27 protein-coding genes are annotated in these 25,371 nt (G+C 67.2%); 11 read left to right on the top strand and 16 right to left on the bottom strand.

The window, feature by feature from the left end; all coding sequences use genetic code 11:
- Window positions 1–92: 92 nt before the first annotated feature.
- A complete protein-coding gene (locus SJY20_RS13685; RefSeq protein ID WP_380787468.1) occupies window positions 93–257 on the bottom strand; it encodes a NepR family anti-sigma factor in 165 nt (54 codons plus the stop codon).
- A 237-nt stretch (window positions 258–494) separates the two neighbouring features.
- Here SJY20_RS13685 and SJY20_RS13680 point away from each other — a divergent pair, with 237 nt between their 5' ends.
- The 3 genes from SJY20_RS13680 to SJY20_RS13670 all read left to right on the top strand — a co-directional run bounded on the left by SJY20_RS13680 (window position 495) and on the right by SJY20_RS13670 (window position 2,221).
- Window positions 495–1,292 carry a response regulator gene (locus SJY20_RS13680; RefSeq protein ID WP_380787467.1) on the top strand — a complete coding sequence of 266 codons (798 nt, stop codon included), beginning with the start codon at window positions 495–497 and terminating at the stop codon, window positions 1,290–1,292.
- A gap of 44 nt (window positions 1,293–1,336) precedes the next feature.
- Window positions 1,337–1,474, top strand: coding sequence for a hypothetical protein (locus tag SJY20_RS13675; RefSeq protein ID WP_380787466.1), 138 nt, complete (start codon window positions 1,337–1,339; stop codon window positions 1,472–1,474).
- 90 nt (window positions 1,475–1,564) lie between these two features.
- Window positions 1,565–2,221 carry a sigma-70 family RNA polymerase sigma factor gene (locus tag SJY20_RS13670; RefSeq protein ID WP_380787465.1) on the top strand — a complete coding sequence of 219 codons (657 nt, stop codon included), beginning with the start codon at window positions 1,565–1,567 and terminating at the stop codon, window positions 2,219–2,221.
- A gap of 57 nt (window positions 2,222–2,278) precedes the next feature.
- Here SJY20_RS13670 and SJY20_RS13665 read toward each other — a convergent pair whose 3' ends face one another.
- Complete coding sequence (locus SJY20_RS13665; protein ID WP_380787464.1) at window positions 2,279–2,455, bottom strand: hypothetical protein; 177 nt, start codon at window positions 2,453–2,455, stop codon at window positions 2,279–2,281.
- A gap of 152 nt (window positions 2,456–2,607) precedes the next feature.
- Here SJY20_RS13665 and SJY20_RS13660 point away from each other — a divergent pair, with 152 nt between their 5' ends.
- From SJY20_RS13660 to SJY20_RS13635, 6 genes are all read left to right on the top strand, one after another.
- Window positions 2,608–5,208, top strand: coding sequence for a bifunctional [glutamine synthetase] adenylyltransferase/[glutamine synthetase]-adenylyl-L-tyrosine phosphorylase (locus SJY20_RS13660; protein WP_380788707.1), 2,601 nt, complete (start codon window positions 2,608–2,610; stop codon window positions 5,206–5,208).
- Window positions 5,201–5,659 (top strand): peroxiredoxin, encoded by a 459-nt coding sequence (locus tag SJY20_RS13655; protein ID WP_380787463.1) that lies wholly within the window; start codon window positions 5,201–5,203, stop codon window positions 5,657–5,659. Before SJY20_RS13660 ends, SJY20_RS13655 begins: the two co-directional genes overlap by 8 nt.
- Before the next feature lie 266 nt (window positions 5,660–5,925).
- Entirely contained in the window at window positions 5,926–7,041 is a 1,116-nt protein-coding gene (locus SJY20_RS13650) for a M23 family metallopeptidase (RefSeq protein ID WP_380787462.1), read from the top strand.
- A gap of 178 nt (window positions 7,042–7,219) precedes the next feature.
- Window positions 7,220–7,558 carry an iron-sulfur cluster insertion protein ErpA gene (gene erpA / locus SJY20_RS13645; RefSeq protein ID WP_380787461.1) on the top strand — a complete coding sequence of 113 codons (339 nt, stop codon included), beginning with the start codon at window positions 7,220–7,222 and terminating at the stop codon, window positions 7,556–7,558.
- Between the two features lie 16 nt (window positions 7,559–7,574).
- Window positions 7,575–8,339, top strand: coding sequence for an exodeoxyribonuclease III (gene xth, locus SJY20_RS13640; RefSeq protein ID WP_380787460.1), 765 nt, complete (start codon window positions 7,575–7,577; stop codon window positions 8,337–8,339).
- 9 nt (window positions 8,340–8,348) lie between these two features.
- A complete protein-coding gene (locus SJY20_RS13635) occupies window positions 8,349–9,152 on the top strand; it encodes a transporter (protein WP_380787459.1) in 804 nt (267 codons plus the stop codon).
- 254 nt (window positions 9,153–9,406) lie between these two features.
- Here SJY20_RS13635 and SJY20_RS13630 read toward each other — a convergent pair whose 3' ends face one another.
- Entirely contained in the window at window positions 9,407–10,558 is a 1,152-nt protein-coding gene (locus SJY20_RS13630; RefSeq protein ID WP_380787458.1) for an N-acetyltransferase, read from the bottom strand.
- A 140-nt stretch (window positions 10,559–10,698) separates the two neighbouring features.
- On the opposite strand from SJY20_RS13630, the gene SJY20_RS13625 reads away from it, so the two are divergent.
- Complete coding sequence (locus SJY20_RS13625) at window positions 10,699–11,790, top strand: fatty acid desaturase family protein (protein WP_380787457.1); 1,092 nt, start codon at window positions 10,699–10,701, stop codon at window positions 11,788–11,790.
- Window positions 11,791–11,962: 172 nt separating this feature from the next.
- Here SJY20_RS13625 and lptG read toward each other — a convergent pair whose 3' ends face one another.
- The 13 genes from lptG to SJY20_RS13560 form a co-directional block, all read right to left on the bottom strand.
- Window positions 11,963–13,060 (bottom strand): LPS export ABC transporter permease LptG, encoded by a 1,098-nt coding sequence (lptG, locus tag SJY20_RS13620; RefSeq protein ID WP_380787456.1) that lies wholly within the window; start codon window positions 13,058–13,060, stop codon window positions 11,963–11,965.
- Entirely contained in the window at window positions 13,057–14,262 is a 1,206-nt protein-coding gene (gene lptF / locus SJY20_RS13615) for an LPS export ABC transporter permease LptF (protein WP_380787455.1), read from the bottom strand. The genes lptG and lptF overlap by 4 nt, the downstream gene beginning before the upstream one ends.
- Window positions 14,263–14,331: 69 nt before the next feature.
- The gene (locus SJY20_RS13610; RefSeq protein WP_380788705.1) at window positions 14,332–16,218 is read right to left on the bottom strand and encodes an ATP-binding protein; all 1,887 of its coding nucleotides are present in this window, start codon (window positions 16,216–16,218) and stop codon (window positions 14,332–14,334) included.
- 91 nt (window positions 16,219–16,309) lie between these two features.
- Window positions 16,310–17,572 carry an aminotransferase class I/II-fold pyridoxal phosphate-dependent enzyme gene (locus tag SJY20_RS13605; protein ID WP_380787454.1) on the bottom strand — a complete coding sequence of 421 codons (1,263 nt, stop codon included), beginning with the start codon at window positions 17,570–17,572 and terminating at the stop codon, window positions 16,310–16,312.
- A 133-nt stretch (window positions 17,573–17,705) separates the two neighbouring features.
- A complete protein-coding gene (locus SJY20_RS13600; RefSeq protein WP_380787453.1) occupies window positions 17,706–17,951 on the bottom strand; it encodes an acyl carrier protein in 246 nt (81 codons plus the stop codon).
- A gap of 58 nt (window positions 17,952–18,009) precedes the next feature.
- Window positions 18,010–18,921 carry an NAD-dependent epimerase/dehydratase family protein gene (locus tag SJY20_RS13595; protein ID WP_380787452.1) on the bottom strand — a complete coding sequence of 304 codons (912 nt, stop codon included), beginning with the start codon at window positions 18,919–18,921 and terminating at the stop codon, window positions 18,010–18,012.
- A gap of 91 nt (window positions 18,922–19,012) precedes the next feature.
- A complete protein-coding gene (gene proB / locus SJY20_RS13590) occupies window positions 19,013–20,110 on the bottom strand; it encodes a glutamate 5-kinase (protein WP_380787451.1) in 1,098 nt (365 codons plus the stop codon).
- 115 nt (window positions 20,111–20,225) lie between these two features.
- A complete protein-coding gene (gene obgE / locus SJY20_RS13585) occupies window positions 20,226–21,272 on the bottom strand; it encodes a GTPase ObgE (protein ID WP_380787450.1) in 1,047 nt (348 codons plus the stop codon).
- Between the two features lie 128 nt (window positions 21,273–21,400).
- A complete protein-coding gene (locus tag SJY20_RS13580) occupies window positions 21,401–21,946 on the bottom strand; it encodes a GNAT family N-acetyltransferase (protein ID WP_380787449.1) in 546 nt (181 codons plus the stop codon).
- A gap of 184 nt (window positions 21,947–22,130) precedes the next feature.
- Window positions 22,131–22,418, bottom strand: a complete 288-nt coding sequence (gene rpmA / locus SJY20_RS13575) for a 50S ribosomal protein L27 (protein WP_380787448.1) — start codon at window positions 22,416–22,418, stop codon at window positions 22,131–22,133.
- Window positions 22,419–22,431: 13 nt separating this feature from the next.
- Window positions 22,432–22,779 (bottom strand): 50S ribosomal protein L21, encoded by a 348-nt coding sequence (rplU, locus tag SJY20_RS13570; protein WP_380787447.1) that lies wholly within the window; start codon window positions 22,777–22,779, stop codon window positions 22,432–22,434.
- Window positions 22,780–23,081: 302 nt separating this feature from the next.
- Entirely contained in the window at window positions 23,082–23,318 is a 237-nt protein-coding gene (locus tag SJY20_RS13565; protein WP_380787446.1) for a hypothetical protein, read from the bottom strand.
- A gap of 182 nt (window positions 23,319–23,500) precedes the next feature.
- Window positions 23,501–24,274 (bottom strand): metallophosphoesterase family protein, encoded by a 774-nt coding sequence (locus tag SJY20_RS13560; protein WP_380787445.1) that lies wholly within the window; start codon window positions 24,272–24,274, stop codon window positions 23,501–23,503.
- A gap of 140 nt (window positions 24,275–24,414) precedes the next feature.
- On the opposite strand from SJY20_RS13560, the gene SJY20_RS13555 reads away from it, so the two are divergent.
- Window positions 24,415–25,371, top strand: a complete 957-nt coding sequence (locus tag SJY20_RS13555; RefSeq protein WP_380787444.1) for a PDZ domain-containing protein — start codon at window positions 24,415–24,417, stop codon at window positions 25,369–25,371.

Genomic DNA, 25,371 nt, shown 5'->3' with positions numbered 1-25,371 from the left:
GAACGACGCCTGCAGGAAACTGCAACGCGCTGCGTTCGGAATTGGGGTGGGTTCGGAGGGGATTGGGGGCGGCGAGGCCATAAGGCCCGCCGTCAGTCCAGCTTGCCGAGGAGTGCCATCATCTCGTCGGGCACCGCTTCGTCGACCGTCTTCTGGTATACCGATCGCAGCGCGGACCCCATCTGCTGGTCCTTGTCGCTACGCTTCTTGTCCGGCTTCACTGCGGAATTCGTCGGTGTGTCGTCGCCAAAACTCAAGATTTCCCCCTGCACGACGCACTCGATATGTTGGCGAATGCCTGCCGCGCCGATCCGCGTCCAGCCGCATTTTCGCGAAATGATTGTTCGTGAAACCAAATAGCCCCTCGATGGTTCCACTTTCGACGCGAAAAAATCGCAGGCCCGCTGGCGCCGCGATTTTGGCGGGGACCATTGCAATGACGCGAACCAGCCGACACATGGTGGTCGCACAGGATCAGGGAGTTTTCATTACCCATGTCGCTCGGACAGCAACTCGCACCGCACCTACCGTTCCTGCGCCGCTATGGCCGTGCCCTCACCGGCAGCCAGAGCCACGGCGACAAATATGTTCGCGCCACGCTCGAGGCTATCGTCGCGGCGCCGGAGGAATTCCCGCGCGACGTCGATCCGCGGCTTGGCCTGTACCGCATGTTCCATGCGATCTGGTCGTCGGCAAACTACGACGACATCGCGGACGAGGGCGACACCAGCGGCCATGAAGCCACTGCGCGCGCACGCCTCGCCCGGATGACGCCATTGTCGCGTCAGGCACTGCTGCTGACCGCGATGGAAGGCTTCACGCCCGAGGACGCGGCGTATCTGATCGAGGTCGACACAGACGAGGTCGACAGCCTGGTCGCCGAGGCGCTGTCCGAGATCGAGAACCAGACCCGCGCGCGCGTCCTCATCATCGAGGACGAGCCGATCATCGCGATGGATATCGAGACGATCGTGCGTGACCTGGGACATGACGTCACCGGCGTCGCGGTCACTCGCGACGAAGCGGTCGGTCTGGCGATGGAAGATCGTCCGGGCCTGGTGCTCGCCGACATCCAGCTGGCCGACGACAGTTCGGGCATCGACGCGGTCAAGGACATCCTGGCCGAGTTCGAGGTTCCGGTGATCTTCATCACCGCGTTCCCCGAGCGTCTGTTGACCGGCGAGCGTCCCGAACCGACCTTCCTGATCACCAAGCCGTTCCAGCGTTCGACGGTGAAGGCGGCGATCAGCCAGGCGCTGTTCTTCAATCAGGCGACCATTCCGGCGGCCTGATTATCGGTTACGGACCCAAAACGATTGTCGGGGGTTGATGCGTCATGTCTGATCCGAACGAACGAATTCACGTCGAGACCGATGACGCACGTGCGGGGGCAACCCCGCACATGACGCGCTACATCCTCGCGATCTCGCTGGTGTTGGTGATTGCGATCTTCGCGTTCCTCGTCATTCGCTGACCTGAATCAAAGACCGAAGCGGCTCGCTGTGGCAGTCGTGTGTTTGTACTGTGTTCGTCGGCGCGACGGACCAAAGGATTTGCGGATTTCATGACCCAACCAGTGCCGCGCGACGATGACGCCGACGACGATGCGGCCGAGACGGTCGCACCGGTCGAGCATGTCTCGTTGTCCGATGCCGAGTTCAAGGTACAGCTGGCACAGGTCATCCCGCATCTGCGCGCGTTTGGTCGTTCGCTGTCGGGTAGCCGCGATCTCGCCGACGACCTTGTCCAGGAAACCCTGCTGAAGGCTTGGGCCGCGCGTCTGCGGTTCCAGGCCGGCACCAACATGCGCGCATGGACCTTCATCATCCTGCGCAACCTGTATCTGTCGCAGATGCGGCGTGCGCGCTTCAAGGGCGAGTGGGATGACCTGGTCGCCGATCGCATCCTCGCGGCACCGGCCAGCCAGGATCGTCACGTCGAACTGGGCGACATGCAGCGCGCGCTGATGCATTTGCCACAGCCGCAGCGAGAGGCGCTCATCCTGGTGGGTGCCGGTGGCTTCGCGTACGAAGAGGCCGCAGAAATCTGCAACGTCGCGGTCGGCACGATCAAGAGCCGTGTCGCGCGTGGGCGCGTGGCACTCGAGACGATCCTGACGGATGGCTCGCTGCCATCACGCCGCGATCACGAGACGGATACCAGCAAGACCGCCCTCGACACCATCATGGGCGATGTCGAGGAACTGAGCCGCGGTCGGTAAATCGCTCAGTATTTAACCGGGGGCGCAGTCTGCGGCCCCGGTCGTTGGCAGAGGTTCTCAGCCCGCGTGCACGCGGTCCAGCTGGCGGAGCATCCGCGCCATATCCTCGGGCAACCCACGCGCTTCGCCGAACGTGCCACGCAGGGCCTGGCCGATAACGTCGGTCGCGCGGGGCCGGCGGACGAGGCCCTGGCCGTCCGGCTGGTTGCTGATGGTGAGGAATCCGTAAGTCATGCAGTTGTCAACGGCCGAATGCGGATTTTGTTGCTTTGCGATCGTGAATGTGTCTGCAACGATACCTTGTGACGCCCGAGATTAGCATTCTACAAGACCTCGCGATTGGCGAAGCCGTCGAGCGAGCGCGCGCCTATTCGCCGTTCCTTGCGATGATCCTCGACCGTGAGCCGGCGCTCGACGCCGCGCTGTCGGCAGGGCGGCTGGACCTGTCCGCATCGAGCGCGGATCCCGCCATGCCGGTCGCGCGCCGCCTGCGGATCGAGCGTCGCGCGCTCGCCCTGCAGGTCGCGATCGGCGATCTCGCCGGGCTGCTCGACCTCACCGCAGTGACCGCAGCGCTGACCGGGTTTGCCGACCGTGCGCTCGACACCGCGATCCGCGCCGCGATCGAGGAGCGCACGCCGGGGGCCGAGCCCCGCGGCTTCGTCGGCATCGCGCTCGGCAAGCAGGGCAGTGGCGAACTCAATTATTCCTCCGACATCGATCCGATCCTGCTGTTCGATCCCGAAACCTTGCCGCGCCGCGCGCGCGACGAGCCCGAAGAGGCGGCGGTGCGGATCGGCAAGCGGGTGGTCGAACTGCTCCAGGCGCGTGACGGCGACGGCTATGTCCTGCGCGTCGACCTGCGGCTGCGGCCTTCACCGGAGATCACGCCGATCGTGCTGCCGGTCGATGCTGCGATCGGCTATTACGAGGCGCAAGCGCTGCCATGGGAGCGCGCCGCGTTCATCCGCGCGCGCGCGGCGGCGGGCGACATCGCGCTCGGACGGCGTTTCCTCGACGCAGTCCGCCCGTTCGTCTGGCGCCGCGCGCTCGATTTCGGTGCGATCGGCGAAATCCGCGGCATCTCGCGGCGGATTCGCGATCATCATGCGCAGGGCCAGGTCTTCGGTCCGGGCTACGACCTGAAGCGGGGGCGTGGCGGTATCCGCGAGGCGGAATTCTTCGCGCAGATCCACCAGCTGATCCATGGCGGCCGCGACCCGGCGTTGCGGGCACCGGCGACGCGCGATGCGCTGGCGCGGCTCGCGACGGCGGGGTGGATCGGGTCGGACGAGGCGACGACGCTGATCGACGGCTACACACTGCTGCGGACGATCGAGCACCGCGTCCAGATGATCGACGACCGGCAAACCCATGCGCTGCCGACCGGCGAGGCGCTGGAGCGGGTCGCGAAGCTGGCGGGCTACGAAGACTCGCACACGTTGCTGGCGATGCTCGCGCCGCACGTCGAGGGGATCGGCCGGATTTACGATGCGCTCGACGACGATATCCGGCCGGCCTTCTCGCGCGACGTGGTGACGCTCGAGGCGGATCTCGCGAACGCCGGCTTTGCGGACGCCGCGGCGGCGCGTCAGCGGATCGAGACCTGGCGCAGCGCGGCCTATCCGGCGCTGCGCAGTCCGGCGGCGCGCGAGGCGCTGGAGGCGGTCCTGCCGACGCTGGTGCCCGCGCTCGCCGCGGCGCCGGTACCGCAGGCGGCGCTGCTGCGGCTCGACGCGCTGCTCGAACGGTTGCCGAGCGCGATCAACATCTTCCGCCTGCTCGAAGCCCGGCCGGCGCTGGCGACGTTGCTCGCCGCGATCCTCAGCCATGCGCCGACCCTGGCCGACGATCTCGGGCGCCGTCCCGACCTGCTCGACGGGCTGATCGATGCGACCGCGTTCGACCTGGTCGGCGACGTTGCCTCGTTGATGGCGGCAATGCGGAGCGGGGAGGCGGGCGGCGATTATCAGGCGCAGCTCGATCATGTCCGCCGCGTCGTCGGCGAACGACGGTTCGCGCTCGGCACGCAGATCGTCGCGGGCGCCGCCGACCCGCTCGACGTCGCGGCGGGGTACGCCCGCGTCGCCGAAGCCGCGATCGGCGTGCTTGCGAACGCGACCATCGCCGAATTCGTGCGTGCGCATGGCCGTGTTCCCGGCAGCGAACTGGTGATCCTCGCGCTCGGGCGGATGGGCGGCGCGATGCTGACCCACGCGTCTGACCTCGACCTGATCTATCTGTTTACCGGCGATTTCACGGCCGAATCGGACGGTCCCAAACCGCTGGGCGCGACGCTCTATTACAACCGCCTCGCGCAGCGCCTGACCGCCGCGCTGTCGGTCGCGACGCCTGCCGGGCCGCTTTATCAGATCGATACGCGATTGCGGCCATCGGGCGCGCAGGGGCCGCTGGTCGTCACGCTCGACAGCTTCGCGCGCTACCAGCACGAGGACGCGTGGACCTGGGAGCATATGGCGCTGACCCGGGCGCGGCCGGTGTTCGGATCGGCGGCGGCGCGCGAAGCGGTGTCGGCAGTGATCGCCGAGGTCCTGGCCGGCGCACGGCCGTCGCGCGATATCGTCGGCGACGCCGCCACGATGCGTGCCGAGATGGCCGCGCACAAACCGCCGCAGGGCGAACTCGACGCAAAGCTGCTGCCCGGCGGGCTCGTCGATCTCGAATTCACGGTGCACGTCGTGCAACTCGTCCACCACGCGGGGCTGCAGCCGAACCTGGCCAGCGCGATCGACGACCTGGTCGGGCAGGGGCTGCTGCCGTCCGGCATGCGCGCGGCGCACGACCTGCTGACCCGGTTGCTGGTGACGCTGCGCCTGGTCGCACCCGATGCGCAGGTGCCGGGCCTCGCGACGCAGGCGCTCGTCGCCCGCGCGCTGGGCCTCGCGGACTGGCCCGCGGTGGTTGCCACGCTGGCGACGACCCGGCAGGACGTCGAGCGGACATGGCAAGAGGTGACCCGTGGTTGAAGGCGACGAAATCCCCGACGTGACGGTGCTGCTGGCCGACGGCACGATGCCGCTCGCAGAACTGGGTCTGCCCCTCGTCGTCTATTTCTACCCGAAGGACGACACCACCGGCTGCACCCGCGAGGCACAGGATTTCACCGCGCTGGCGCCAGCTTTCGCGGAGGCCGGTGCGGTCGTGGTGGGCATCTCGAAGGACAGCCCCGCCGCGCACGCAAAGTTCTCCGCCAAGCACGCGCTGTCCGTGGCGCTCGCGACCGACGTCGACGGCGCTGTGTGCGAGGCCTTCGGCGTCTGGGTCGAGAAGAACATGTACGGCCGCAAGTCGATGGGGATCGAGCGCGCGACGTTCCTCTTCGGATCCGACGGCAAGCTGGTCAAAGCGTGGCGCAAGGTGCGCGTCCCCGGCCATGTCGACGCCGTTCTCGCCGCCGTCGGGGCGTTGCGCAGCTGACGCTCGTCTTGCGCGAATCGCCGGATCGTTCCGGTAATTCCGGCTGTATTCAACAACTCGCCGCACGAAGCTGCCAGCTTGGCGCGCGAGCCTTGCCTGGGTCGGCGGGATCGGCCCTAACCGTCTCTGTCTGATGGGCGGAGGGGCTGCACGTCAGGGACACTATTCGGCACTGCATTCTTTCAGGGGGAGTGCAGCCTGTGCCTTGTCGGGGACTAGTCATTATTTCCGTATCCGCAGCCGCCTTCGCCACCCGCATCAAGCGTATGTTCGCAACGCGGCAGGTTCTGTTTCATGATGGCCGCTCGGTGCAGCGGGTCCGCATCGGCGGTACGAGCCAGGCCGTGATGGCCGCGGTCGGCGCGATCACGATCGGGTTCTCTGGCTATGGCGCCGCTGCGGCAACCGGGGTGGTCGCCACCGACGCCAACGGCCAGCAGGTCGCGCACATGGAGCGCCAGATCGGCCAGCTCCACGCCCGCGTCGCGACCATCCGCCACACCGCCGAAGTCCATGCCCAGCGCATCGAACAGCGCCAGGCGCTGATCACCGCCGCGCTGACCGGCAAGGGCGATGCGCAGCAGCTCGCGCTCGCCAGCCTGCCGATCGATCCCGCCGCCGAGAAGATGTCCGCCGACGTCGTCCAGCCTTTGGTCAAGGCCGAGGGCCACCAGGTCGCGCTCGCCGGTGCCGCGCAGCGTGTCCTCGACCAGCGCTATGCCGAAACCACCGCGACCGTCCGCAAGCTCGGCCTGCGTCCCGAGCGTCTCGCCAAGGCCCCGCGCGGCATGGGCGGCCCGATGATCGACGCCAGCAGCGAGGAAGCCACCGCCGACCTGCGCGCCGACGCCCAGTTCCGCACGCTGTTCCAGACCTGGAAGAAGCTCGACACGCTGCAGCAGGGCGTGATCGCGATCCCCTCGGTCCATCCGGTCCACACCTTGGCCTTCACCAGCAATTTCGGGATCCGCTCCGACCCGTTCCGCGGCACCGCCGCGATGCACGCCGGTGTCGACATTCCCGGCCCGGTCGGCACGCCGATCTATGCGACCGCCGACGGCATCGTCAGCCACGCCGGATTGCAGGGCGGCTATGGCAACATGGTCGAGCTGAACCACGGCAAGGGCATCGCGACGCGCTACGGCCATCTGTCGAAGATCCTCGTCGCCGATCACGCCCGCGTCACCCGCGGCCAGCTGATCGCGCTGATGGGCTCGACCGGGCGTTCGACCGGCCCGCACCTTCATTACGAAGTCCGCATCGACGGCCACGCGGTCAACCCGGTGCCGTTCCTGACCACCGCCGACTACCTGCTCGCCGCCCAGGATCGCTCGGTCCGCGCCATCCCGATCTCGACCACCGGCCCCGCCGCGCAGGATTGAATCCTACCGTTACCCCAACCCTCCCCGTCATCCCAGCGAAGGCTGGGATCTCAAGCGGCAAGGACGGAGCCGATACGGGGAGACCCCAGCCTGCGCTGGGGTGACGTAGGAGTAGGGGGTAGCAGTCGCTAACGCTGGCAAGGTTGCCCCGACCCCCTCGACCGCCTATCTCCCGTGCATGGCAACGCTGGCACCCGAGATCATCCTGACCCCCTCCGCCGCCGCGCGCGTCGCGGCGATCGCGGCGAAGCAGGGCAAGCCTGCGATCCTCCGCCTGTCGGTCGACGGCGGCGGCTGCTCCGGCTTCCAGTACAAGTTCGGGTTCGCGGACGCCGCGGAAACCGACGACGTGATCGCCGAGACCGACGGCGTCCGTCTGGTCGTCGACAGCGTCAGCATCGATCTGGTCCGCGGCTGCGCGGTCGACTATGTCGAATCGCTTAGCGGCGCCGCGTTCAAGGTTGAGAACCCGAATGCCGCATCGGGCTGTGGTTGCGGGTCTTCCTTCGCGATCTGAATCATCGGAGCGCTGCGTGAAGATCGTCACCTACAACGTCAACGGCATCAAGGCGCGGCTGCCGCGGCTGGTCGAGTACCTGACCGAACAGCAGCCCGATATCGTCTGCCTGCAGGAACTGAAGGCCGAGGCGTTCCCGATCGCGGAGATCGAGGAGCTCGGCTACGGCGCGATCTGGCATGGCCAGAAAAGCTGGAACGGCGTCGCGATCCTGGCGAAGGGCAGCACCCCGGTGGAGCGCCAGCGCGGGCTGGAGGGCGAACCCGAGGACGAGCATAGCCGCTATCTCGAGGCGGAGGTGAACGGCGTCGTCGTCGGCGCGCTCTATCTCCCCAACGGCAACCCGCAACCCGGCCCCAAATTCGACTACAAGCTGCGCTGGATGGACCGCCTCGCGGCACGTGCGCGCGTGCTGCTGGCGGAGGAGAAGCCGACGGTGCTCGCCGGCGACTTCAACGTTATCGCCAATGACGACGATACCTATTCGGTCCGCGCGATGCAGGACGATGCGCTGATGCAGCCCGAGAGCCGCGAACGCTACCGCGCGCTGGTCGCGCAAGGCTGGACCGACTCGCTGCGCACGCAGTTCCCGACGGGCAAGGTCTGGACCTTCTGGGACTATCAGGCCGGCGCATGGCCGCGCGACGCCGGGTTTCGCATCGACCATCTGCTGCTCAGCCCGCAGGCCGCGGATCGGATGATCGACGCGGGCGTCGACAAGGCCTATCGCGGCCGTGAAAAGGCGAGCGACCATGCGCCGACCTGGGTACGACTGCGATAGGGGACTGAGATGATTGGACGTTTGGGGCTGCTCGGCTTGGCGATGATCGCCGCGACCCCGGCGCTGGCGCAGGCCGACGAGCCGCGCTTCTGCCCCAATCGTCCGAGCCTCGGCTCGTCCGCCTGCATCACCGAGCCTGGCAAGGTCCAGCTCGAGGTCTCGGGCGTCGACTGGCAGCGCGACGACAGCAGCGATTCGCGCGAGGACACGGTGCTGTCGGGCGACGTCCTTGCACGCATCGGCCTGGGCGCGAGCACCGAGGCCCAGATCGGCTGGACCGGCTTCGGCCACGTCCGCACCCGCGACAAGACAACCGGCGCGATCGACACCGTCAACGGCGTCGGCGACGTCACGCTCGCCCTCCGCCAGAATTTTGCGAACCCCGACGGCAAGGGGCTGTCCTACGGCGTCGAACCGTTCGTCACGCTGCCGGTCGGCCGCGAACCGATCGGCGCCGGCGACTGGGGGGCGGGCGTCATCGTCCCGGTGACCTACGACCTGTCCGACAAGGTCAATCTGGCATTCACCGGCGAGGCGGACGCCCAACCGGACGAGGACGGCAACGGCCGCCATTTCGCCTATAGCGGGATCGTCGGGCTGGGCTACGAACTCAGCAAGCAGTGGACCGTAGTCGGCGAGTTGTCGGTCGCGCGCGATGACGATCCGATGGACAAGCATACCGAGGCAGTCGCGGCGGGGTCACTCGCCTGGCAGCCGCGCAACGGGTTGCAGCTCGACATGCTCGGCACGGTCGGCCTGAACCACGACGCCCCCGACTTCCGGCTGGTCACCGGCGGCGCGATTTTGTTCTGAGGCGGGCGGTTACCCGTGTTCGGGGACCGTCCTCCTTCGGAAAACTGCTCCCCTCCCTGAAAGGGAGGGGCTGGGGGTGGGTAGGCCCGAGAGGAAACGCAGGCCCGCGCCCCGAGCCGACCCACCCCCTACCCCTCCCTTCCAGGGAGGGGAGATGCGACGTTCGACCCGGATAAGCGCCGACATTTTCCGGGGGCGTCACGCCGTAACCGAATCACGGCTTCCGCCTTCGCGGGAGCACATCAGCGGCGCCGCTACAGCGTCTTCCCGTACACCTGATACACCTTGTTCATCCGGCTCTCGATCGTCTCGGCGATCGATCGCATGCCCTGGTTGTCGTCGAGGATCCAGCCGATCTCGGCCCGCGTCGCGCCGTAGTTCTCGACCGAGGCGCGGCGGATATATTCGATCATCATGAAGGCGAGCTGGCTCGCCATCCGCGACGATTGCAGGTCCTTGACCACGCCCATCAGCGGCACCCGCACGGTCCGCACCCTGGGCTTGCGCAGCCACCACAACAGCTTGGCCCAACCGAACGGGAACAGCTTGCCGTTGAGCGGCTTGATCGGCTCGTTGAGGTCGGGCAGCGTGATCATGAACGCGACCGGCTTGCCGTCGACTTCGGCGATCCGGATCAGGTCGTTGAACACGATCGGCTTCAGCTTGACGCCGACGTCCTTGATCTCGGGTTCGGTCAGCGGCACGAATCCCCAATTGTCCGACCACGCGTCGTTCAGGATGCCCAGGATGATCGCGGCCTCCTGCTCGAACTTGGTCTTGTCGACCTCGCGGATGACGATCCGCGGGTTGTTCTCGCCCGACTTGATGATGCGCTGCACGATCGGCGGGAACATCCGCGTGACGTCGACCTCATAGGTCAGCAGCTGCTTGACCGGCTCGTACCCTGCGCCTTCGATCCACCCGCGATACTCGGGTTTCGCATGCCCCATCATGATCGTCGGCGGATGGTCGTACCCCTCGATCAGCAGCCCCGGTTCTTCCCAGATCGACATGCTGATCGGCCCCAGCGCGCGCGTCATCCCCTGGCCGCGCAGCCAGTCCTCGGCGGTCGCGATCAGTTGCGCGCCGGTGTCGGCATCCTCGGCATCGAGCAGCCCCCATTGCCCGACGCCGGGACCGAAGCCCTGCTCGGCCGGCATCGTCAGCGCCAGCGTGTCGATATGCGCCGAGATCCGACCGATCACCTTGCCGTCGCGCTCTGCCAGGAACAGCTGCGCCTTGGCATGGCTGAACCAGCCGTTCTTCTCCGGCGTGATCAGGCCCAGCGCTTCGCCCTTCAGCGGCGGCACCCAGCTGGGATCACCGGCGTAAAGACGGAAGGGCAGGTCGATGAACGCCTTGCGGTCGCGCTTCGATTCGATCGGACGGACGATGGTATTGGCCAAATGACGATGCCTTGTTGTGTCGCGTACCACTTCTCTCGGCTGGCGCCTGTGTCAAGCGGACCGCGCAACGCAGCGTTTCCCGACGCGATCGGGCTGTAAAGTCACCGTCTCGCCATTATCTACCGGTAATGGAAACGCTTATGGACAGCTCGATCGCCCTTTCGCGCGGCCCCGCCATTGCGGCGCCGATTTCGTCCGCCACGCACCGCGTCGCCGACGACAAGGCCATGCTGCGGACCGCGGCGGAGGCGACGCGCGACCTGATCGCGCCGAGCAAGGCGATCTACTGGAGCGACCTGCTCGCGTCGGTCGTCGTCGGTTACGGCGCGCTCGCGGTCGCGGTGACCACCGGCTCGACCGCCGTGATGATCGCGGCCGGCATCGTCTCGGTGCTGGCGCTGTACCGCGCGCTCAGCTTCATTCACGAGATCACGCATATCAAGCATGCCGCGCTGCCGGGCTTCCGGGCCGGATGGAACGCGCTGGTCGGCGTACCGATGATGGTGCCGTCGTTCATGTACGAGGGCGTCCACAACCTCCATCACGCCAAGACGCGCTACGGCACGTCGGAAGATCCCGAATACCTGCCGCTCGCGCTGATGAAGCCCTACACGCTGCCCTTGTTCGTCCTCGTCTCGGCACTGGCGCCGGTCGGCGTGCTGATCCGCTACGGCGTGCTGGCACCGTTGTCGGCGGTGATCCCGGGGTTCCGCAAGGTCGTCGTCGAACGCTATTCGGCGCTGTCGATCAACCCGTCCTTCCGCCGTCGCCTACCCGAAGGTGAGTTTCGCGCGCAGTGGCTGAAGGTCGAGACCGCGACAGCGGTCTGGGCCGTCGCGCTGCTGACGATGGTCGCGACCGGCGTCATCCCGATCCGCGGGTTCGCGATCGCGATGATCATCGGATCGGGCGTCGCGGTGCTCAACCAGGTCCGCACGCTGGTTGCGCATCTGTGGGAGAACGAAGGCGAGGTCATGAGCGTCACCGCGCAGTATCTCGACAGCGTCAACGTGCCGCCTCCGGCGCTACTCCCGGTGCTCTGGGCCCCGGTCGGCCTGCGCTACCACGCGTTGCATCACCTGCTCCCGGGCGTGCCCTACCACGCGCTGGGCGAGGCGCACCGCCGTCTGTCGGACACGCTCGACGCGATGTCGCCCTATCACAAGGCGAGCTATCCGGGTCTGCCGGGGCTGGTGAGCAAGATCACCCGCAGCACGATGGGCACGCGCTGATCTTCTGATCGGTCAACGTGAAGACCTCCCGTCACCCCGACCACCGTCCGTCATCCTGACGAAAGTCAGGACCCAGGGTAACAAGCGCTGCCGTCCGTAACCCTGGGTCCTGACTTTCGTCAGGATGACGGCGGCGGGCAGGGGGGCTCGGCAACTCAAACTGCGGCGAAACCTATTCCTCGCTGCGGATCAGCACCGCTTCCCCGATCAGGAAGAACAGCAGGAACGGCGCCCAGGCTGCCAGAAACGGCGGATACGCCCCCAGATTCCCCATAGCGATCGCGAAATTGTCCGCGACGAAATACGCGAACCCCAGCGCCATGCCGATCACCGCGCGGATGAACAGTTTCCCCGACCGCGCGATACCGAACGCCGCGACCGCGCCCAGCAACGGCATCAGCACCGCCGACAGCGGCCCCGACAGCTTGTGCCACAACGATCCCTCCAGCGCCTTGGTCGGCCGTCCGGCATCGGACAGGTCGCCGATCGCAGCCTTCAGCGCGCCGAACGACAGGCCATCGGCGTCGACGGTCGACAGCGTGAACTGATCGGGACGGACGTTCTTTGCGATCACCGTGGTGCCGAGTTCCGTCACCGTGCCCTTGGCGACGTCGAAGCGATTGGCCGGCCAGATCGCCCAGCCATTGGCGACGCGCTTGCCGTGGTCCGCGCGGATCACCGCGACCAGGTTGCCGCCGGTCCGGTCGTACAACGTGATCCCGCCCAGCCGCGCCGCATCGCCGCGGCCACGGATCTGCGCCACTTCGATCAGGTCGTCGCCGTCGCGGACCCAGACGTTGGTTCGGTCGCCGCGATCGATCGGCAGCTTGCCGTAATTGACCTTCTGCCACTGGTCGAGCGTCGCGGTCGCGCGCGCGACGACGCGGTCGCTGAACACGAAACTGATCACCGCGATACCCAGGCTGGCGACGAGCAGCGGGGCCAGCACCTGGTGCGCGGACAGCCCGGAGCCCTTCAGCGCGATGATCTCGCTGTTCTGGTTCATCGTGATCAGCGTCAGGATCGTGCCGAGCAGCACCGAGAAGGGCAGGAAGCGCGCGACGATCTGCGGCACTCTAAGCCCGACATAGTGCCACACCTGAGCGTCGCCATTGCCGGGAAACGCCAGGATGTTGCCCGATTCGCTCAATAGGTCGAGCGCCTGCAGCACCAGCACCAGCGCCGCCAGCACCGCGAACGTCCGGATCAGGAACATCCGCGCCATGTAGATCGCGACGGTCCGCGACGGAAAGAAGCTCAGCGTGCTCATGCCGGGACTCCGCGGCCCATGTTTCTACGGCGCCCGGGCAGGCGACTGGCGATCGCCTTGGCGATCTTGGAAAAGACCCGCTCGAGCGCGCCGATCGGCTGCCCGCCCGGGACATAGGCGATGGTGTAGTACATCCACAGGATCAGCCCGGCGAACACCGTGAACGGCACCCACAGCGCGATGATCGGGTCGATCCGCCCGAGCTCGCCGATGTCCGCCGCGTACTGGTTCACCTTGTGATAGGTGACGATCATCACGATCGCCAGGAATACGCCGAACGCCGACGAGGATCGCTTCGGCGGCACCCCCAGCGCGAGCGCGAGCAGCGGCAACAGGAACATCGTCGCGACCTCGGCCAGGCGGAAATGGAACTCCGACCGGCTGCCGTCGCGCGCCTCCAGGCTCGCCGCGCTCTGTCCCTGGCGGGCAAGTTCGGGCAGCGTGTATTCCAGGTTGCGACCACCACGACCGCGGAAGCTGCCGAATTTCGGCAGGTTGATCGGCAGGTCGTGCGTGCTGAAGGTCAGCACCCGCGGCGTCTTGAATTCAGGCCGGTTGTGGATCAGCGTCCCGTTCGCAAGGCGGAAGATGATGACGTTGGGATCGTCGGTGGCCAGGAACTTGCCGTGGTCCGCGGTCACCCCGACCCAATCGCCGTTCTGCGACTGCGCATGGACGAAGATCCCCGACAGCTCGCGGCCCTTGTCCTTGCTCTGCTCGATCCGCAGCGTCATCCGGTCGCCCAGATTGGTGAACTCGCCGACCTTGATCGACGCGCCGAGCGCCCCGGTGCGAAGCTCGAAGCGCAGCCCCTCGTAATAGTACCGTGCGATCGGCTGCACATAGCCGACGATCGCCAGGTTAGTGAGCGCCAGCGCGATGGTGTACATGTACGGTACCCGCAACAGCCGGTTGTAGCTCATGCCGACGCCGCGCAGCACGTCGAGCTCCGACGAGGTCGCAAGCCGGCGGAAGGCGAGCAGGATACCGAGCAGCAGCCCGATCGGAATCCCGAGCCCGAGATACTCCGGCAACAGGTTGGCGAGCATCCGCCACACCACGCTGATCGGTCCGCCCTGCGTCGCGACGAAGTTGAACAGCCCGAGCATGCGATCGAGCACGAACAGCATGACCGCAATCAGCAGCGTCGCGAACAGCGGCACCGCGATCAGCCGGGCCATGTAACGGTCGATGGATTTCATGGAGAAGGCTCGGAGGGCAGGTCGGGCGGATATAGGCGGGGCGGGGCGGGGCGTCACGCGCTATCGCGCCTATGCCGCGGCGACCTGCTGCGTCGCTGCCGGCCGCTCCGCCGCGACCGCGGCCGCGACCGCGCGCTCCAACCCGGTCAGCGTGAACGGCTTGCGCAATACCTCATGCCCACCGAACGCCTTGGCGTCCGCCTCGCCGGCGAACCCGGTCACGAACAGCACCGCGATGTGCGGATAGCGCGGGGCGAGCGCGGCGATCATTTCCGGCCCGGTCTGGCGCGGCATCAGCACGTCGGAAATGATCAGGTCGATCGCGTCGTGCGCCTCGAGCAGGTCGGGGGCCGCCATCGGATCGCTGCACGGTATCGCGACATGGCCCAGTTCCTCCAGCGCACCCGTGGTCGCGGTCAGCACGCGGGGATCGTCCTCGACGACCAGGATCGTCAGCCCAACCGGCGCGACGACGGCATCGCGCGCGTGCTCGACGACTGCTGCGGGGGCGGGGGCGGCGCAGGCGTCGCTCAGCAGATAAAGCGTGACCGTCGTACCCTTACCCGGCGCGGTATCGATCGCGACCTCGCCCCCCAGCTGCCGGACCAGCGCGAACACCTGGCTCAGCCCTAGCCCGGTGCCCTTGCCGACCGCCTTGGTGGTGAAGAACGGCTCGAACACGCGCTCGGCGATGGCGGGTTCCATGCCCGACCCGGTGTCGCCGATCGCGATCGTGACATAGGGCCCGACGGCGCAGTCGCCGACCTGGCCCGCCGCCAGCACCGTCGCGCCGGTCGCGATCGTCAGCACCCCGCGGCCGTCCATCGCATCGCGCGCGTTGACGGCGAGGTTCAGCACCGCGTTCTCCAGCTGCAGCCGGTCACCCCGGACGCAGCCGGCGGCGGACGCATCGCGCGCGACGATCGTGATCGAATTGCCCAGCGTGCGGTCGAGCAGGTCGGACATCCCGGCAACCAGTGCGGCGACCGGGATCGATTCGGACTTGAGCGAATCCTCGCGGCTGAACGCGAGCAGCCGCCGGGTCAGCGCCGCCGCCCGGTTGGCGCCTTCGCTGGCGCTGTCGATGTGCCGCTGCGCCGCGGTCGGATCGATCGCGATCTGGCGCGAGGCGAGTTCGAGGCCACCGAGAACCACCGCCAGCATATTGTTGAAATCATGCGCGATCCCGCCAGTCAGCTGGCCGACCGCTTCCATCTTCTGGATCTGCCGGATCTTGGCCTCCTGCACGCGAAGCTCGGCGGTGGCCCGCTCGACGGCCGCGGTAAGTTCGTCGGCGCGTTCGCGCTCCAGTTCGGCGTCTGCCTGTGCATCCGCGCGCTCGCCGACGGCGCGGATCGTGAACCAGCCGAGCATGATCGCTCCGATCACGATCAGCACGCCGAACACCGCCAGCGTGGCGGCGCTGTGGTTCGATCGTTCCACCGATCGTTCCGCCGCGTCCGATCGTGCGTCGAGGATGGTCCGCTCGCGCGCGATCAGGCGGTCGAGCGTGGTATTGATCGCGGCCAGCGTCGGCGCGGTGCCGGCACGATAATAGCGCGCATAGGCCTGCTCGTTCTTGCCGTAGTTGGTGCTCAGCGCGGTCATCGACAGCTCGCGCCCGCGGGCCTCGTAGGCGGCACGCAACGCACCGATATCCGGTCGCTGGTCGGCATTGTCGAAGGTCAGCGACTCCAGCCGGTCGATCTGCGTCCCGGCAAGCCGCCATTCGTCGAAATACAGCCGCCCAAGCTGCTTGTCCCCGCTGATGACGTAGCGCCCCAACGACGCCTCCGACCGCGCGATCGTGCCCGACAGCGAGCGCGCCAGGATCATCACGTCGTAGCTATGCGCCTGCCGCGTCAGCGCGCGGTCGCGCTGGCGATTGGCGCTGCCCAGCGTCACGATCAGCGCGACCAGCACCGCCGCGCCGAGCAGCCCCATCACGACCAGCATGATGATCCGCCACGTCGCGCCGCCCCAGGGGGCCGCAGCGTCGGCTTCGTCTCGCGTCACCCCCCGGTCCTAGCGTATCAGCGCGGGGAAGTCAGGCGATGACGCCGACGGCACGTCCCGCCGCCTGGAACATGCCTAGGATGGTCTCGATCTGTGCGTCGGTATGTTCGGCGCACAGCGAGCAGCGCAGCAGGAACGTCCCCGCCGGCGTCGCGGGCGGCCGCGCCATGTTGACGTACAGGCCACCCTCGAGCAGCGACTGCCAGATCGCGATCGCCTGTTCCTGGTCGGTGAGGATGACCGCGATGATCGCCGAATCGGACGTCTCCGTGCCGAGCTTGAACCCCATCGCCTTCAGCCCGCCATGCAGCGCGCGGGCGTTCTTCCACAGCTGCGCGCGCTTGTCGTGCGCCGTCATCAGCTTGCGGATCGATGTCGCGGCGGTGGCGACCACCGATGGCGGCAGCGACGCGGTGAAGATGTATGGACGGCAGGCGAACCGCACCATCTCGAACTTCGGATAATTCGACACCACGAAACCCCCGACCGTCCCGACCGACTTCGAGAAGGTGCCGACGACGAAATCGACCTCGTCGGTCAGCCCCATCTCCTCGTAAACGCCGCGGCCATTAGGGCCGAAGAACCCCATCGAATGCGCTTCGTCGACCAGCACCATCGCGCCATGCTTCTTGGCGACCGCGACCATTTCCTTCAGCGGAGCGATGTCGCCGAGCATCGAATAGACGCCCTCCAGCACCACCAGCTTGCCGGCCTCGGCGGGCAGGCGACCGAGCCGCTTGTCGAGGTCGTTGACGTCGTTGTGGCGGAACCGGACGATCTCGGCATTGCCCTGCTTGCAGCCGTCATAGATCGACGCATGGCTGTCGGCGTCGAGGATGACGTACTCGCCCTTGCCCGCCAGCGTCGAGATGATGCCCAGATTGGCCATGTACCCGGTCGAGAACACGATCGCGCCGGTCATGTCGTAGAATTCGCGGAGCGCCTGCTCGACGTCGATATGATCGTGGAACGTGCCGTTGAGCATCCGGCTGCCATTGGTGCCCGAGCCGAACGCGTCGAGCGCGGTCTTGCCGGCCTGGATGACGTCGGCGTCGAACGTCATGCCCATGTAATTGTAGGTGCCGAGCAGGATCGTGTCTTTGCCGCGGATCACCGCCTGGGTCGGCGATTTGACCTCGTCCATCACGATCGTGAACGGGTTGCGCACGCCGGAGTTCACCAGCGCCTCGCGCTCGGCGATCAAGCCGTCGAACTTCGACATCAGGTCGCGTTCAGGCGCGACCTCGGGGGGATCGACGGGGAGGGCGTGGGCGGTTGTGGCGGCTTCGGTCATATCATTGGCCTTGAAAATATCCGTTGGTCCCGAATGGCCACCGACGGGGCCGGAGTGGCGGATCGAAGGACAGTCGTTCAATACGGGCCTTGGCCCTGCTCGGTCCCCGTTCGCGACGAACGGGACCTGGCCTTCAGTCCTGTTTCAGCGTCGCGACCGCATCGACGAGTTGCCCGACGGTCTCGATCTCGGCCTGCATGTTCATCGTGATGATGATGTCGAACTCGTCCTCAATCGCCGCGACGAAATCCATCACCGTCAGGCTGTCCCATTCGAGATCGCCCTGGAAGGTCGTTGCGTCGCTGAGCGCGGCGCCCTTCTTGTTGAACGGTTCGATCTGCGCGACGACGGTGTCGTAGATGGCTTGGCGGTCGCTCATGCTGGTCCTTCCGGGTGTCGCGCCTGTCCTGACAGGCAAATGCGGCGGCTTTTCGGCGCTATAGCAGCCCCGCCGCGCGATACCATGCGGCGGTTTGCGCGAGCGCCTGCGCGGTCGGGACGGCGGCCGACCAAAGCGCGGCCGGTGGCGGTTTGTGCGCGACCCAGTCGGGGTGGCAAAGATAGCCGACCCGGTCTCGCGTGAGCTTGGCCTTGCGGCGGCGGACGAGCCTGTCGGCGGCGGACGCGAGTTTCATCATGGCCCGGGGCATGGAGAGCACCTTGACCGGCTTGCCGACCGCCCCGTTCACCGCCGCGCCGATCGCGCGGGCGAAGTCGCGGTTGTCCCAGCCGCCTGGCACGCCGTCGTCGGGCTCCATGATCGATGGCGCGTCGGCAGTCTCGGCAAGCGCGAGCAGCAGCGCGGTCAGGTCCTCGACATAGAGCAGCGAGACGCGCGTGCCGGCCGGGGGCATCGGCAGATACCCCGACCGCGCCGTCTTGAAGAGATCGAGGATATCATGGTCGCGCGGACCGAATATCGCGGGCGGACGAACGATCGTCCAGTCCAGCCCCGATGTCTGGACCCGCGTTTCCGCTTCGGCCTTCGACCAGCCATAGTTCGACAGCGCCGGCTCGCGTGCGGCGAGCGAGGAGACATGGACGAAGCGCCGGATGCCGGCGGCCCGCGTCGCCTGCAGGATGCCTTCGGTGCCGGCGATATTGCCCTTGCCGAAGGCCGCGCGGTCGGGTGCGTTGACCACGCCGGCAACATGGATGACCGCGTCGGCACCTTCGACCAGCGTCGCAAGGCTCTTGGGACGATCGAGCGCCCCTTCGATCCAGGTCACCCCGACGCGCCTGGCCTGCGGTTTGCGGGCGAGCGCACGGACCGTGTGCCCGCTCTCCAGCGCATGATCGATCAGGTGGCTGCCGACGAACCCGGTGCCGCCGGTGATGGCCAGGATCATGAGTCCATTCCCCAGACAGAAGCGTGTTCACCCGCGAAGGCGGGTGCCCAGTCTGGGCACCCGCCTTCGCGGGTGAACAAGGCTTGGCGGATCATACGAGCGCCAGATGATTGCGATGCACCAGCGCAGACCGGGGCGCATAGCCCAGGATCGCCGCATGATCGTCGCTATGTCGACCGAGCAGGCGCGCAGTATCCGCCGCGTCATACTCGGCCAGTCCACGCGCGACCGTCCCGGTCGGCCCCTCGATCGTCACCAGATCCCCCCGCGTAAAACCGCCATCGATCCGTGTCGCGCCGGTGGCCAGCAAACTCCGCCCCTGGCCAAGCGCCGCCGCAGCCCCGGCGTCGACATGGATCGCGCCTTTCGCGGTCAGCCCCCCCGCGAGCCAGGCCTTCCGCGCAGACGCGGTCCGCTCGGCGGGGAAGAGGGTGTGGCGGGCAGGGGTGGAAAGCGGATGCTCGATGCGGCCCGACGCGATCGCCAGCGGAATACCCGCACCCGTCGCGATTCGCGCCGCGGCGATCTTCGAGGCCATCCCGCCCGACCCCATTCCCGAACCCGACCCGTCGTCCGCCATACCGGCCACCGCATCGATCCGCGGCACGCTGGCGATGTGCGTCGCGGAAGGGTCGGTGTGCGGGTTCGCGGTGTAGAGCCCGTCGACGTCGGACAACAGGATCACGCCCTGCGCGCCTGCCGCCTGCGCGACTCGCGCGGCGAGCCGGTCGTTGTCCCCAAACCGGATTTCCTCGGTCGCGACGCTGTCGTTCTCGTTGATGACGGGGACGACTTTCAGCGACAACAGCCGGTTGAGCGTCGCCGCAGCGTTGAGATAACGGCGACGGTCCTCGAGATCGTCGAGCGTGACGAGGATCTGCGCCGCGTTCAGCTCCTGCGCGCCGAGCAGTTCGGCCCAGACCTGGCTGAGCGCGATCTGGCCGGTGGCAGCGGCAGCCTGCGCGTCTTCGAGACTGGCGCGGCCACCCTTGGCCAGACCAAGTCGCCGCGCACCCAGCGCGATCGCGCCGGACGACACGATCGCAACCTGCTGGCCGGCGCCGATGCGCGCGGCAATGTCGGCAACAAGGCCGGTGAGCCAGTCCCGCCGAACGCTCCCATCGGGATCGACCAGCAACGCCGACCCGATCTTCACGATCAGCCGCGCACAAGACGACGGTGGAAACATCACTGCTCCCTCTCCCCTACGGGGAGAGGGCCGGGGTGAGGGGCAGCCACGAACGATAGCGCTCGTGGCTGCCCCTCACCCAACCCTCTCCCCGTAGGGGAGAGGGCTTTAAGGGTCAGAGCGGCGACCATGCGACCGGCACTTCGCCTTCTTCCAGCTCCTTCGGCGCACCCGGTGCGGGCCCGATCGCCTCGATCAGCTTGTCCAGCACCGGCTCGACGCCCGCGCCACTCGCGCCGGACAACGCCATCACCTCGGCGCCGCTGGCCTCCGCCAGTTCCGCCGACAGTGCCGCGATCAGTTCCGGATCGAGCATGTCGATCTTGTTGAGCGCAACGATGACCTTCTTGTCGGTCAGGCCGGCACCGTAATTCTCCAGCTCGTCGCGGACGATGCGGTACAATTCGGCGACATCCTTGTCGTTCGCGTCGACCAGGTGCAGCAGCACGCGGCACCGCTCGATATGGCCCAGGAACCGGTCGCCGATGCCGGCGCCGTCGGCCGCGCCCGCGATCAGCCCGGGGATGTCGGCGATCACGAACTCGCGCTGCTTGTGGCGCACCACGCCCAGCTGCGGTCGGGTCGTGGTGAACGCGTACTCGCCGACCTTGGCCTGCGCGTTCGACACCTGGTTGATGAAGGTCGACTTGCCCGCATTAGGCAGCCCGACGAGCCCGGCATCCGCGAGTAGTTTCAGCCGCAGCCAGACCCACGCCTCCTCGAACGGCCAGCCGGTGCCGTGCTGGCGCGGGGTGCGGTTGGTCGAGGTCTTGTAGCTGGCATTGCCGCGCCCGCCATCGCCGCCGCGGAAGAACACTTCGCGCTGGCCAGCCTTGGTGAAGTCGAGCAGCACCTCTTCCTTGTCCTCGGACAGCACCTGCGTGCCGACGGGGACGCGGATGACCAGGTCGTCGCCACCGCCGCCGGTGCGGTTCGATCCCGAGCCGCCGAAGCCGCGGGGCGCGCGGAAATGCTGGGTGTAGCGAAAGTCGATCAGGGTGTTGAGGCCGGCGATCGCTTCGAAGATGATGTCGCCGCCCTTGCCGCCGTTGCCGCCGTCGGGCCCACCATATTCGATGAACTTCTCGCGACGGAAACTGACGGCCCCGGGGCCGCCCTCGCCCGAACGGACGTAGATCTTGGCTTGGTCTAGAAAATGCATCGCCGTCCCATAGCGAAAAACGCGAATTTCGCCAGCCTTGCGGTTGAGCGGGGCGCTGACCCCGTTTCGTCACGCCCGCCAGGGCCAACATGATCGGCCGATCCCGTCATGCTGGCCCTCGTCGCGTCCTACGCCGCGATCAACATCGGCGCTCGATCGTCATCGTCGTCGAGGACGCATTCGAGCATCGCGCACGGCATCTCCCGCCCGCGCGCGATGCTGGGACGCTCCGACCGCCCGACCTCGCGGAAGCCGAGCTTGCGCAGCACGTTCGCGGACGCCGGGTTGTCGAGCGCGTGGCTGGAAACGATCCTTCGCAGCCCCAGCGCGTGGCGCGCGATCTGCAGGACCGCACGCCCCGCCTCGGTCGCATACCCGCGACCCCAGGCATCGGGGGTCAGCCAATAGCCGAGCTCATGGGCATCGCCGTCGCGCATCAGCTCGATGCCGCCGACGATCCGCGGGGTGTCGCCGTCCATCGCCTCGATCAGGAAGCACGGCTCGTGCGCCCCGCGCGGCACCGACAGGAACGCCTGTGCATCCGCCAGGTCATAGGGCCACGGCGCGCGCACCAGCATGGTCGCGACGCGCTCGTGCGCGATCGCCTGCGCCAGCGCGGGCGCATCCTCGGGCCAGCCTGGCCTCAGTGTCAGTCTCTTGGTCCGCGCGAACATTGCTCTCTTCCTCTCGCGTCGTCGGCTGCGCGCATGCCACGTCGGAATGACGGGACCGCGACAGGCCGAGGGGAGGGAGCAATAAAAAAGGGAGCCAGGACGGACCCGGCTCCCTTGTTTGGCTGGTCCGCTTGGCAGCGGACCCCGGATCACCCTGGTGGGCAACCCGGCTGGTTACCCGATGTTATTCGGCCGCGACCGCAATATCGGCGTCGTTCGCCGGCATCTCGACCGAACAGAATTTACGACCGAGCTTGCCCTTGCTGAACAGCACGCGGCCGTCGACCAGCGCGAACAGCGTGTGGTCGGTGCCGATGCCGACATTGGTGCCGGGATAAAATTTGGTCCCGCGCTGGCGCACGAGGATGTTGCCCGCGACGCATTCCTGCCCGCCGAACTTCTTGACGCCGAGGCGACGACCGGCCGAATCGCGACCGTTGCGCGAAGAGCCGCCTGCTTTCTTATGTGCCATCTGAAGCTACTCCTTATGCCTGCGCGGCCGGGGCGTCGGCCTCGGTACGCTGCTGGGCGGTCTGGCCGCCGACCGACACGATCTTCAGGATCGTGTGCTGCTGGCGATGGCCGTTCTTGCGACGATAGTTGTGACGACGACGCTTCTTGAAGACGATGACCTTGTCCGCCTTCGCCTGCGCGATGATCTCTGCGGCGACGGTGAAACCCTCGACCGAGCGCAGCTCCGAGCCTTCGCCCGCCAGCAGCACATCACCCAGCGTCACCGACGCACCTGCATCGCCCTCGATCTTTTCGACGACGATCTTATCTCCAGCGGCGACGCGATACTGCTTGCCGCCCGTGCGCACGACTGCGAACATGGCCCTTGTCACTTTCCAAATACATGTACCCCACGCACCGAAGTCCGTCGGGAGAAGCCGGGCAGCTAGGCAAGGGGGGCGCTTCTGTCAACCGCAAAGGGTGATGATCGCGGCCGGTCGAGCCGGAAACCCTCATTCTGTGCCCGTACGGCTCTGGTGTTGTTCGGCGCGCATGACCCAGAGCCGTGAGCCCGGCATTGGCACCCGCCGAATCGGCAGGGTTGGCGCTCCCCGACCGATCTACGCCGGGCAAAAAAATAGCGGCCCGAAGACCGCTACTTCTTTTGCAATAAGCGTAAAGCTTAGTTGCTGTCGGCCTTGTCGTCGCTGTCTGCGACGACAACGATGCCGGCGATGACAGCAGCCGCTGCGAGAACCGCAACGATGATGCCGCTGCCTGCAACGTCGCTCTTCTCGCCCGATACCGCGCCAGCGCGGACCGACTTCGAAGCCGAAAGGTTAGCAGCCGGTGCCGCCATGGCCGGAGCAACTGCCATCGTGGCTGCCGCTGCGGTCAGGAGATACTTCCCAAAACGCATGTAAAAACTCCCTTTGTGCTCGTCGCCCGATGCACTGGCACGAAACCGGACACAAGGCAACCGAGGTAACTCCACAGCTATGGAAGCGTTCCACACTGTTGCAGAGACACAACAATGCGCTCCACATTATGCCTCCATAGACCGATCGCGGACGCCCCGAAAGAGCGCTTCGTCACGGCCATCTACGCCTGCGAAACGCCGGTCTGCAGCTCCCAGCGCCGATCGCCCTCCAGGCCCAGTGCGGTCAGTCGGCCGGTGGTATAGGCGCCGGTGTCGATCCCGATCCGGTGCGGGCGGGTCTCGACCGCGGCGGTGATGGTATGGCCGTGCACGATCATCTTGCCGAGTCGGCTGCGGTGGTCGAGGAACGGATCGCGGATCCAGCGCAGGTCGCCGCCGCGTTGCTGGTCGAGCGGGGTGTCGGGCCGGACTCCGGCATGGACGAACGCATAATCGCCGATCACGATCATGTCCTCGAACCGCTCGAAGAAAGCGCGGTGCGCGGGCGGCACGATCTGGCCTAGGCGGTTGACCAGTTCCTCGTAGTCGAGCCGCTCGTATTCGGCCGCCGCCATGCCATAGCTCAGCACCGTCTCGCGGCCGCCGATCCGGCAGAACAGCCGCAACGCCTTGGGCTCGCCGTCGAGCGCGCCGAGGAATATCTCCTCGTGGTTGCCGAGCAGGAAGCGCGTGCCGGGGCGCAATGCGACGAGCGCGATCAGCCGGTCGATCACCGCGGCGGAGTCCGGCCCCCGATCGACCAGGTCGCCGAGCAGGATGATGCTGGTCTCGGCGGGCCCGCGCTCTGCGTCGTCGGCCTCGATCCGCCCGAGCAACTCGTCGAGCAGGTCGGCGCAGCCATGGATGTCGCCGATCGCATACACCCGCTGGCCATCGGGGATCGCGGGCGCAGTCTCGGCGGCGCGACGACGGGACGGGAAAAGCTTTGAAATCATGCGTGTGTGGATGTCCGGGGAAGCGGTTCCGATACCGCCAAACGGACGCGCTCGCAACGATAACGCCGGCTGACGCGCCGCTCTCCACCGGCTATGCCCCGCCGATGCCGTCTCGCCCCTTATTCCTGCTGCTTCCCCTGTTGCTGCTCGGAGCCGCACCGCCTCCGAAGGAAGCGCCGCCGTCGCCCGCGTTTTTCGAGGCGTTGCGGACCGCCGACCTGCGGCTGGCGACGATCGCGTATCGGCTGACCACCGCCAATGCCGCGTTATGCGACCGGTTGCAGCCGCAACTCGGCCTGCCGATCCATGCGCTGACGCAATATGGCGCGACCGCCCGGCCGAACGCCCGCGCGGTGTTCGGATTCGAATCGGCGGTGGGGGTCGAGGGTGTGGTGACCGGTGGCCCGGCAGCGCGCGGCGGTGTTCGCGCGAACGATTCGATCGTCGCGATCGACGGCCATGCGCAACCCGGTCTCTCCTCGGGCACGCAAGGGCCCGCGGATCGCGATGCGGCGGAGGCGCAGATCGCGAACGCCGCGCCGAACCGCCCGGTGACACTTTCGGTTTCGCGCAACGGCGGTCGGCTCGATCTTGCGGTGACGCCGGTGCCGGGGTGCCGGTCGCGATTCGAGATCCTGCTCGGCAGCGGGTTGGGTGCGAGCGCGGACGGCGCGATCGTGCAGATCGGCGAACGGTATTTCCAGGACTATGACGATGCGGAGATCGCGGTGGTCGTCTCGCATGAACTCGCGCACAACATCCTGCGGCACCGCGCGCGGCTCGACGCAGCGAAGGTCAAGACCGGCCTGCTCGCCGAGCTGGGGCGGAACGGGCGGCTGATCCGCGAGACCGAGGACGATGCCGATCGGCTCGGCATCTATCTGCTCGCCAATGCGGGCTATGATCCGATGGCGGCCCCGACCTTCTGGCGGACCAAGGGCGGCGATATCGATGGCGGGGTGTTCCGCAGCCGGACGCATGCCTCTTCGCGGGCGCGGGCGGACGTGCTGGAGACCGTGGCGCGGCAGATCGCGGCGACGAAGACGCGGCCGATCGTGCCGGATATCCTGGCGACCCGCGACACCCCGCTGCAGTGA

This window comes from Sphingomonas sp. R86521 (assembly GCF_042466235.1).
GTDB lineage: Bacteria > Pseudomonadota > Alphaproteobacteria > Sphingomonadales > Sphingomonadaceae > Sphingomonas.
Note: the sequence above shows the minus strand (reverse complement) of the source record. Positions and strands in the feature narration are given on the sequence as shown.

Bases quoted from the DNA above. Each gene is read 5' to 3' on its own strand.
- SJY20_RS13560 (WP_380787445.1), bottom strand. From the start codon at position 24,274: ATGATTTCAAAGCTTTTCCCGTCCCGTCGTCGCGCCGCCGAGACTGCG.
- obgE (WP_380787450.1), bottom strand. From the start codon at position 21,272: ATGCATTTTCTAGACCAAGCCAAGATCTACGTCCGTTCGGGCGAGGGC.
- SJY20_RS13595 (WP_380787452.1), bottom strand. From the start codon at position 18,921: ATGATCCTGGCCATCACCGGCGGCACCGGGTTCGTCGGCAGCCACCTG.
- lptF (WP_380787455.1), bottom strand. From the start codon at position 14,262: ATGAAATCCATCGACCGTTACATGGCCCGGCTGATCGCGGTGCCGCTG.
- rplU (WP_380787447.1), bottom strand. From the start codon at position 22,779: ATGTTCGCAGTCGTGCGCACGGGCGGCAAGCAGTATCGCGTCGCCGCT.
- SJY20_RS13660 (WP_380788707.1), top strand. From the start codon at position 2,608: ATGATCCTCGACCGTGAGCCGGCGCTCGACGCCGCGCTGTCGGCAGGG.
- SJY20_RS13670 (WP_380787465.1), top strand. From the start codon at position 1,565: ATGACCCAACCAGTGCCGCGCGACGATGACGCCGACGACGATGCGGCC.
- SJY20_RS13650 (WP_380787462.1), top strand. From the start codon at position 5,926: ATGTTCGCAACGCGGCAGGTTCTGTTTCATGATGGCCGCTCGGTGCAG.
- SJY20_RS13610 (WP_380788705.1), bottom strand. From the start codon at position 16,218: ATGCTGGTCGTGATGGGGCTGCTCGGCGCGGCGGTGCTGGTCGCGCTG.
- SJY20_RS13605 (WP_380787454.1), bottom strand. From the start codon at position 17,572: ATGACCGAAGCCGCCACAACCGCCCACGCCCTCCCCGTCGATCCCCCC.
- SJY20_RS13580 (WP_380787449.1), bottom strand. From the start codon at position 21,946: ATGTTCGCGCGGACCAAGAGACTGACACTGAGGCCAGGCTGGCCCGAG.
- SJY20_RS13635 (WP_380787459.1), top strand. From the start codon at position 8,349: ATGATTGGACGTTTGGGGCTGCTCGGCTTGGCGATGATCGCCGCGACC.
- SJY20_RS13625 (WP_380787457.1), top strand. From the start codon at position 10,699: ATGGACAGCTCGATCGCCCTTTCGCGCGGCCCCGCCATTGCGGCGCCG.
- SJY20_RS13565 (WP_380787446.1), bottom strand. From the start codon at position 23,318: ATGCGTTTTGGGAAGTATCTCCTGACCGCAGCGGCAGCCACGATGGCA.
- lptG (WP_380787456.1), bottom strand. From the start codon at position 13,060: ATGAGCACGCTGAGCTTCTTTCCGTCGCGGACCGTCGCGATCTACATG.
- SJY20_RS13600 (WP_380787453.1), bottom strand. From the start codon at position 17,951: ATGAGCGACCGCCAAGCCATCTACGACACCGTCGTCGCGCAGATCGAA.
- erpA (WP_380787461.1), top strand. From the start codon at position 7,220: ATGGCAACGCTGGCACCCGAGATCATCCTGACCCCCTCCGCCGCCGCG.
- proB (WP_380787451.1), bottom strand. From the start codon at position 20,110: ATGTTTCCACCGTCGTCTTGTGCGCGGCTGATCGTGAAGATCGGGTCG.
- SJY20_RS13675 (WP_380787466.1), top strand. From the start codon at position 1,337: ATGTCTGATCCGAACGAACGAATTCACGTCGAGACCGATGACGCACGT.
- SJY20_RS13680 (WP_380787467.1), top strand. From the start codon at position 495: ATGTCGCTCGGACAGCAACTCGCACCGCACCTACCGTTCCTGCGCCGC.
- rpmA (WP_380787448.1), bottom strand. From the start codon at position 22,418: ATGGCACATAAGAAAGCAGGCGGCTCTTCGCGCAACGGTCGCGATTCG.
- SJY20_RS13665 (WP_380787464.1), bottom strand. From the start codon at position 2,455: ATGACTTACGGATTCCTCACCATCAGCAACCAGCCGGACGGCCAGGGC.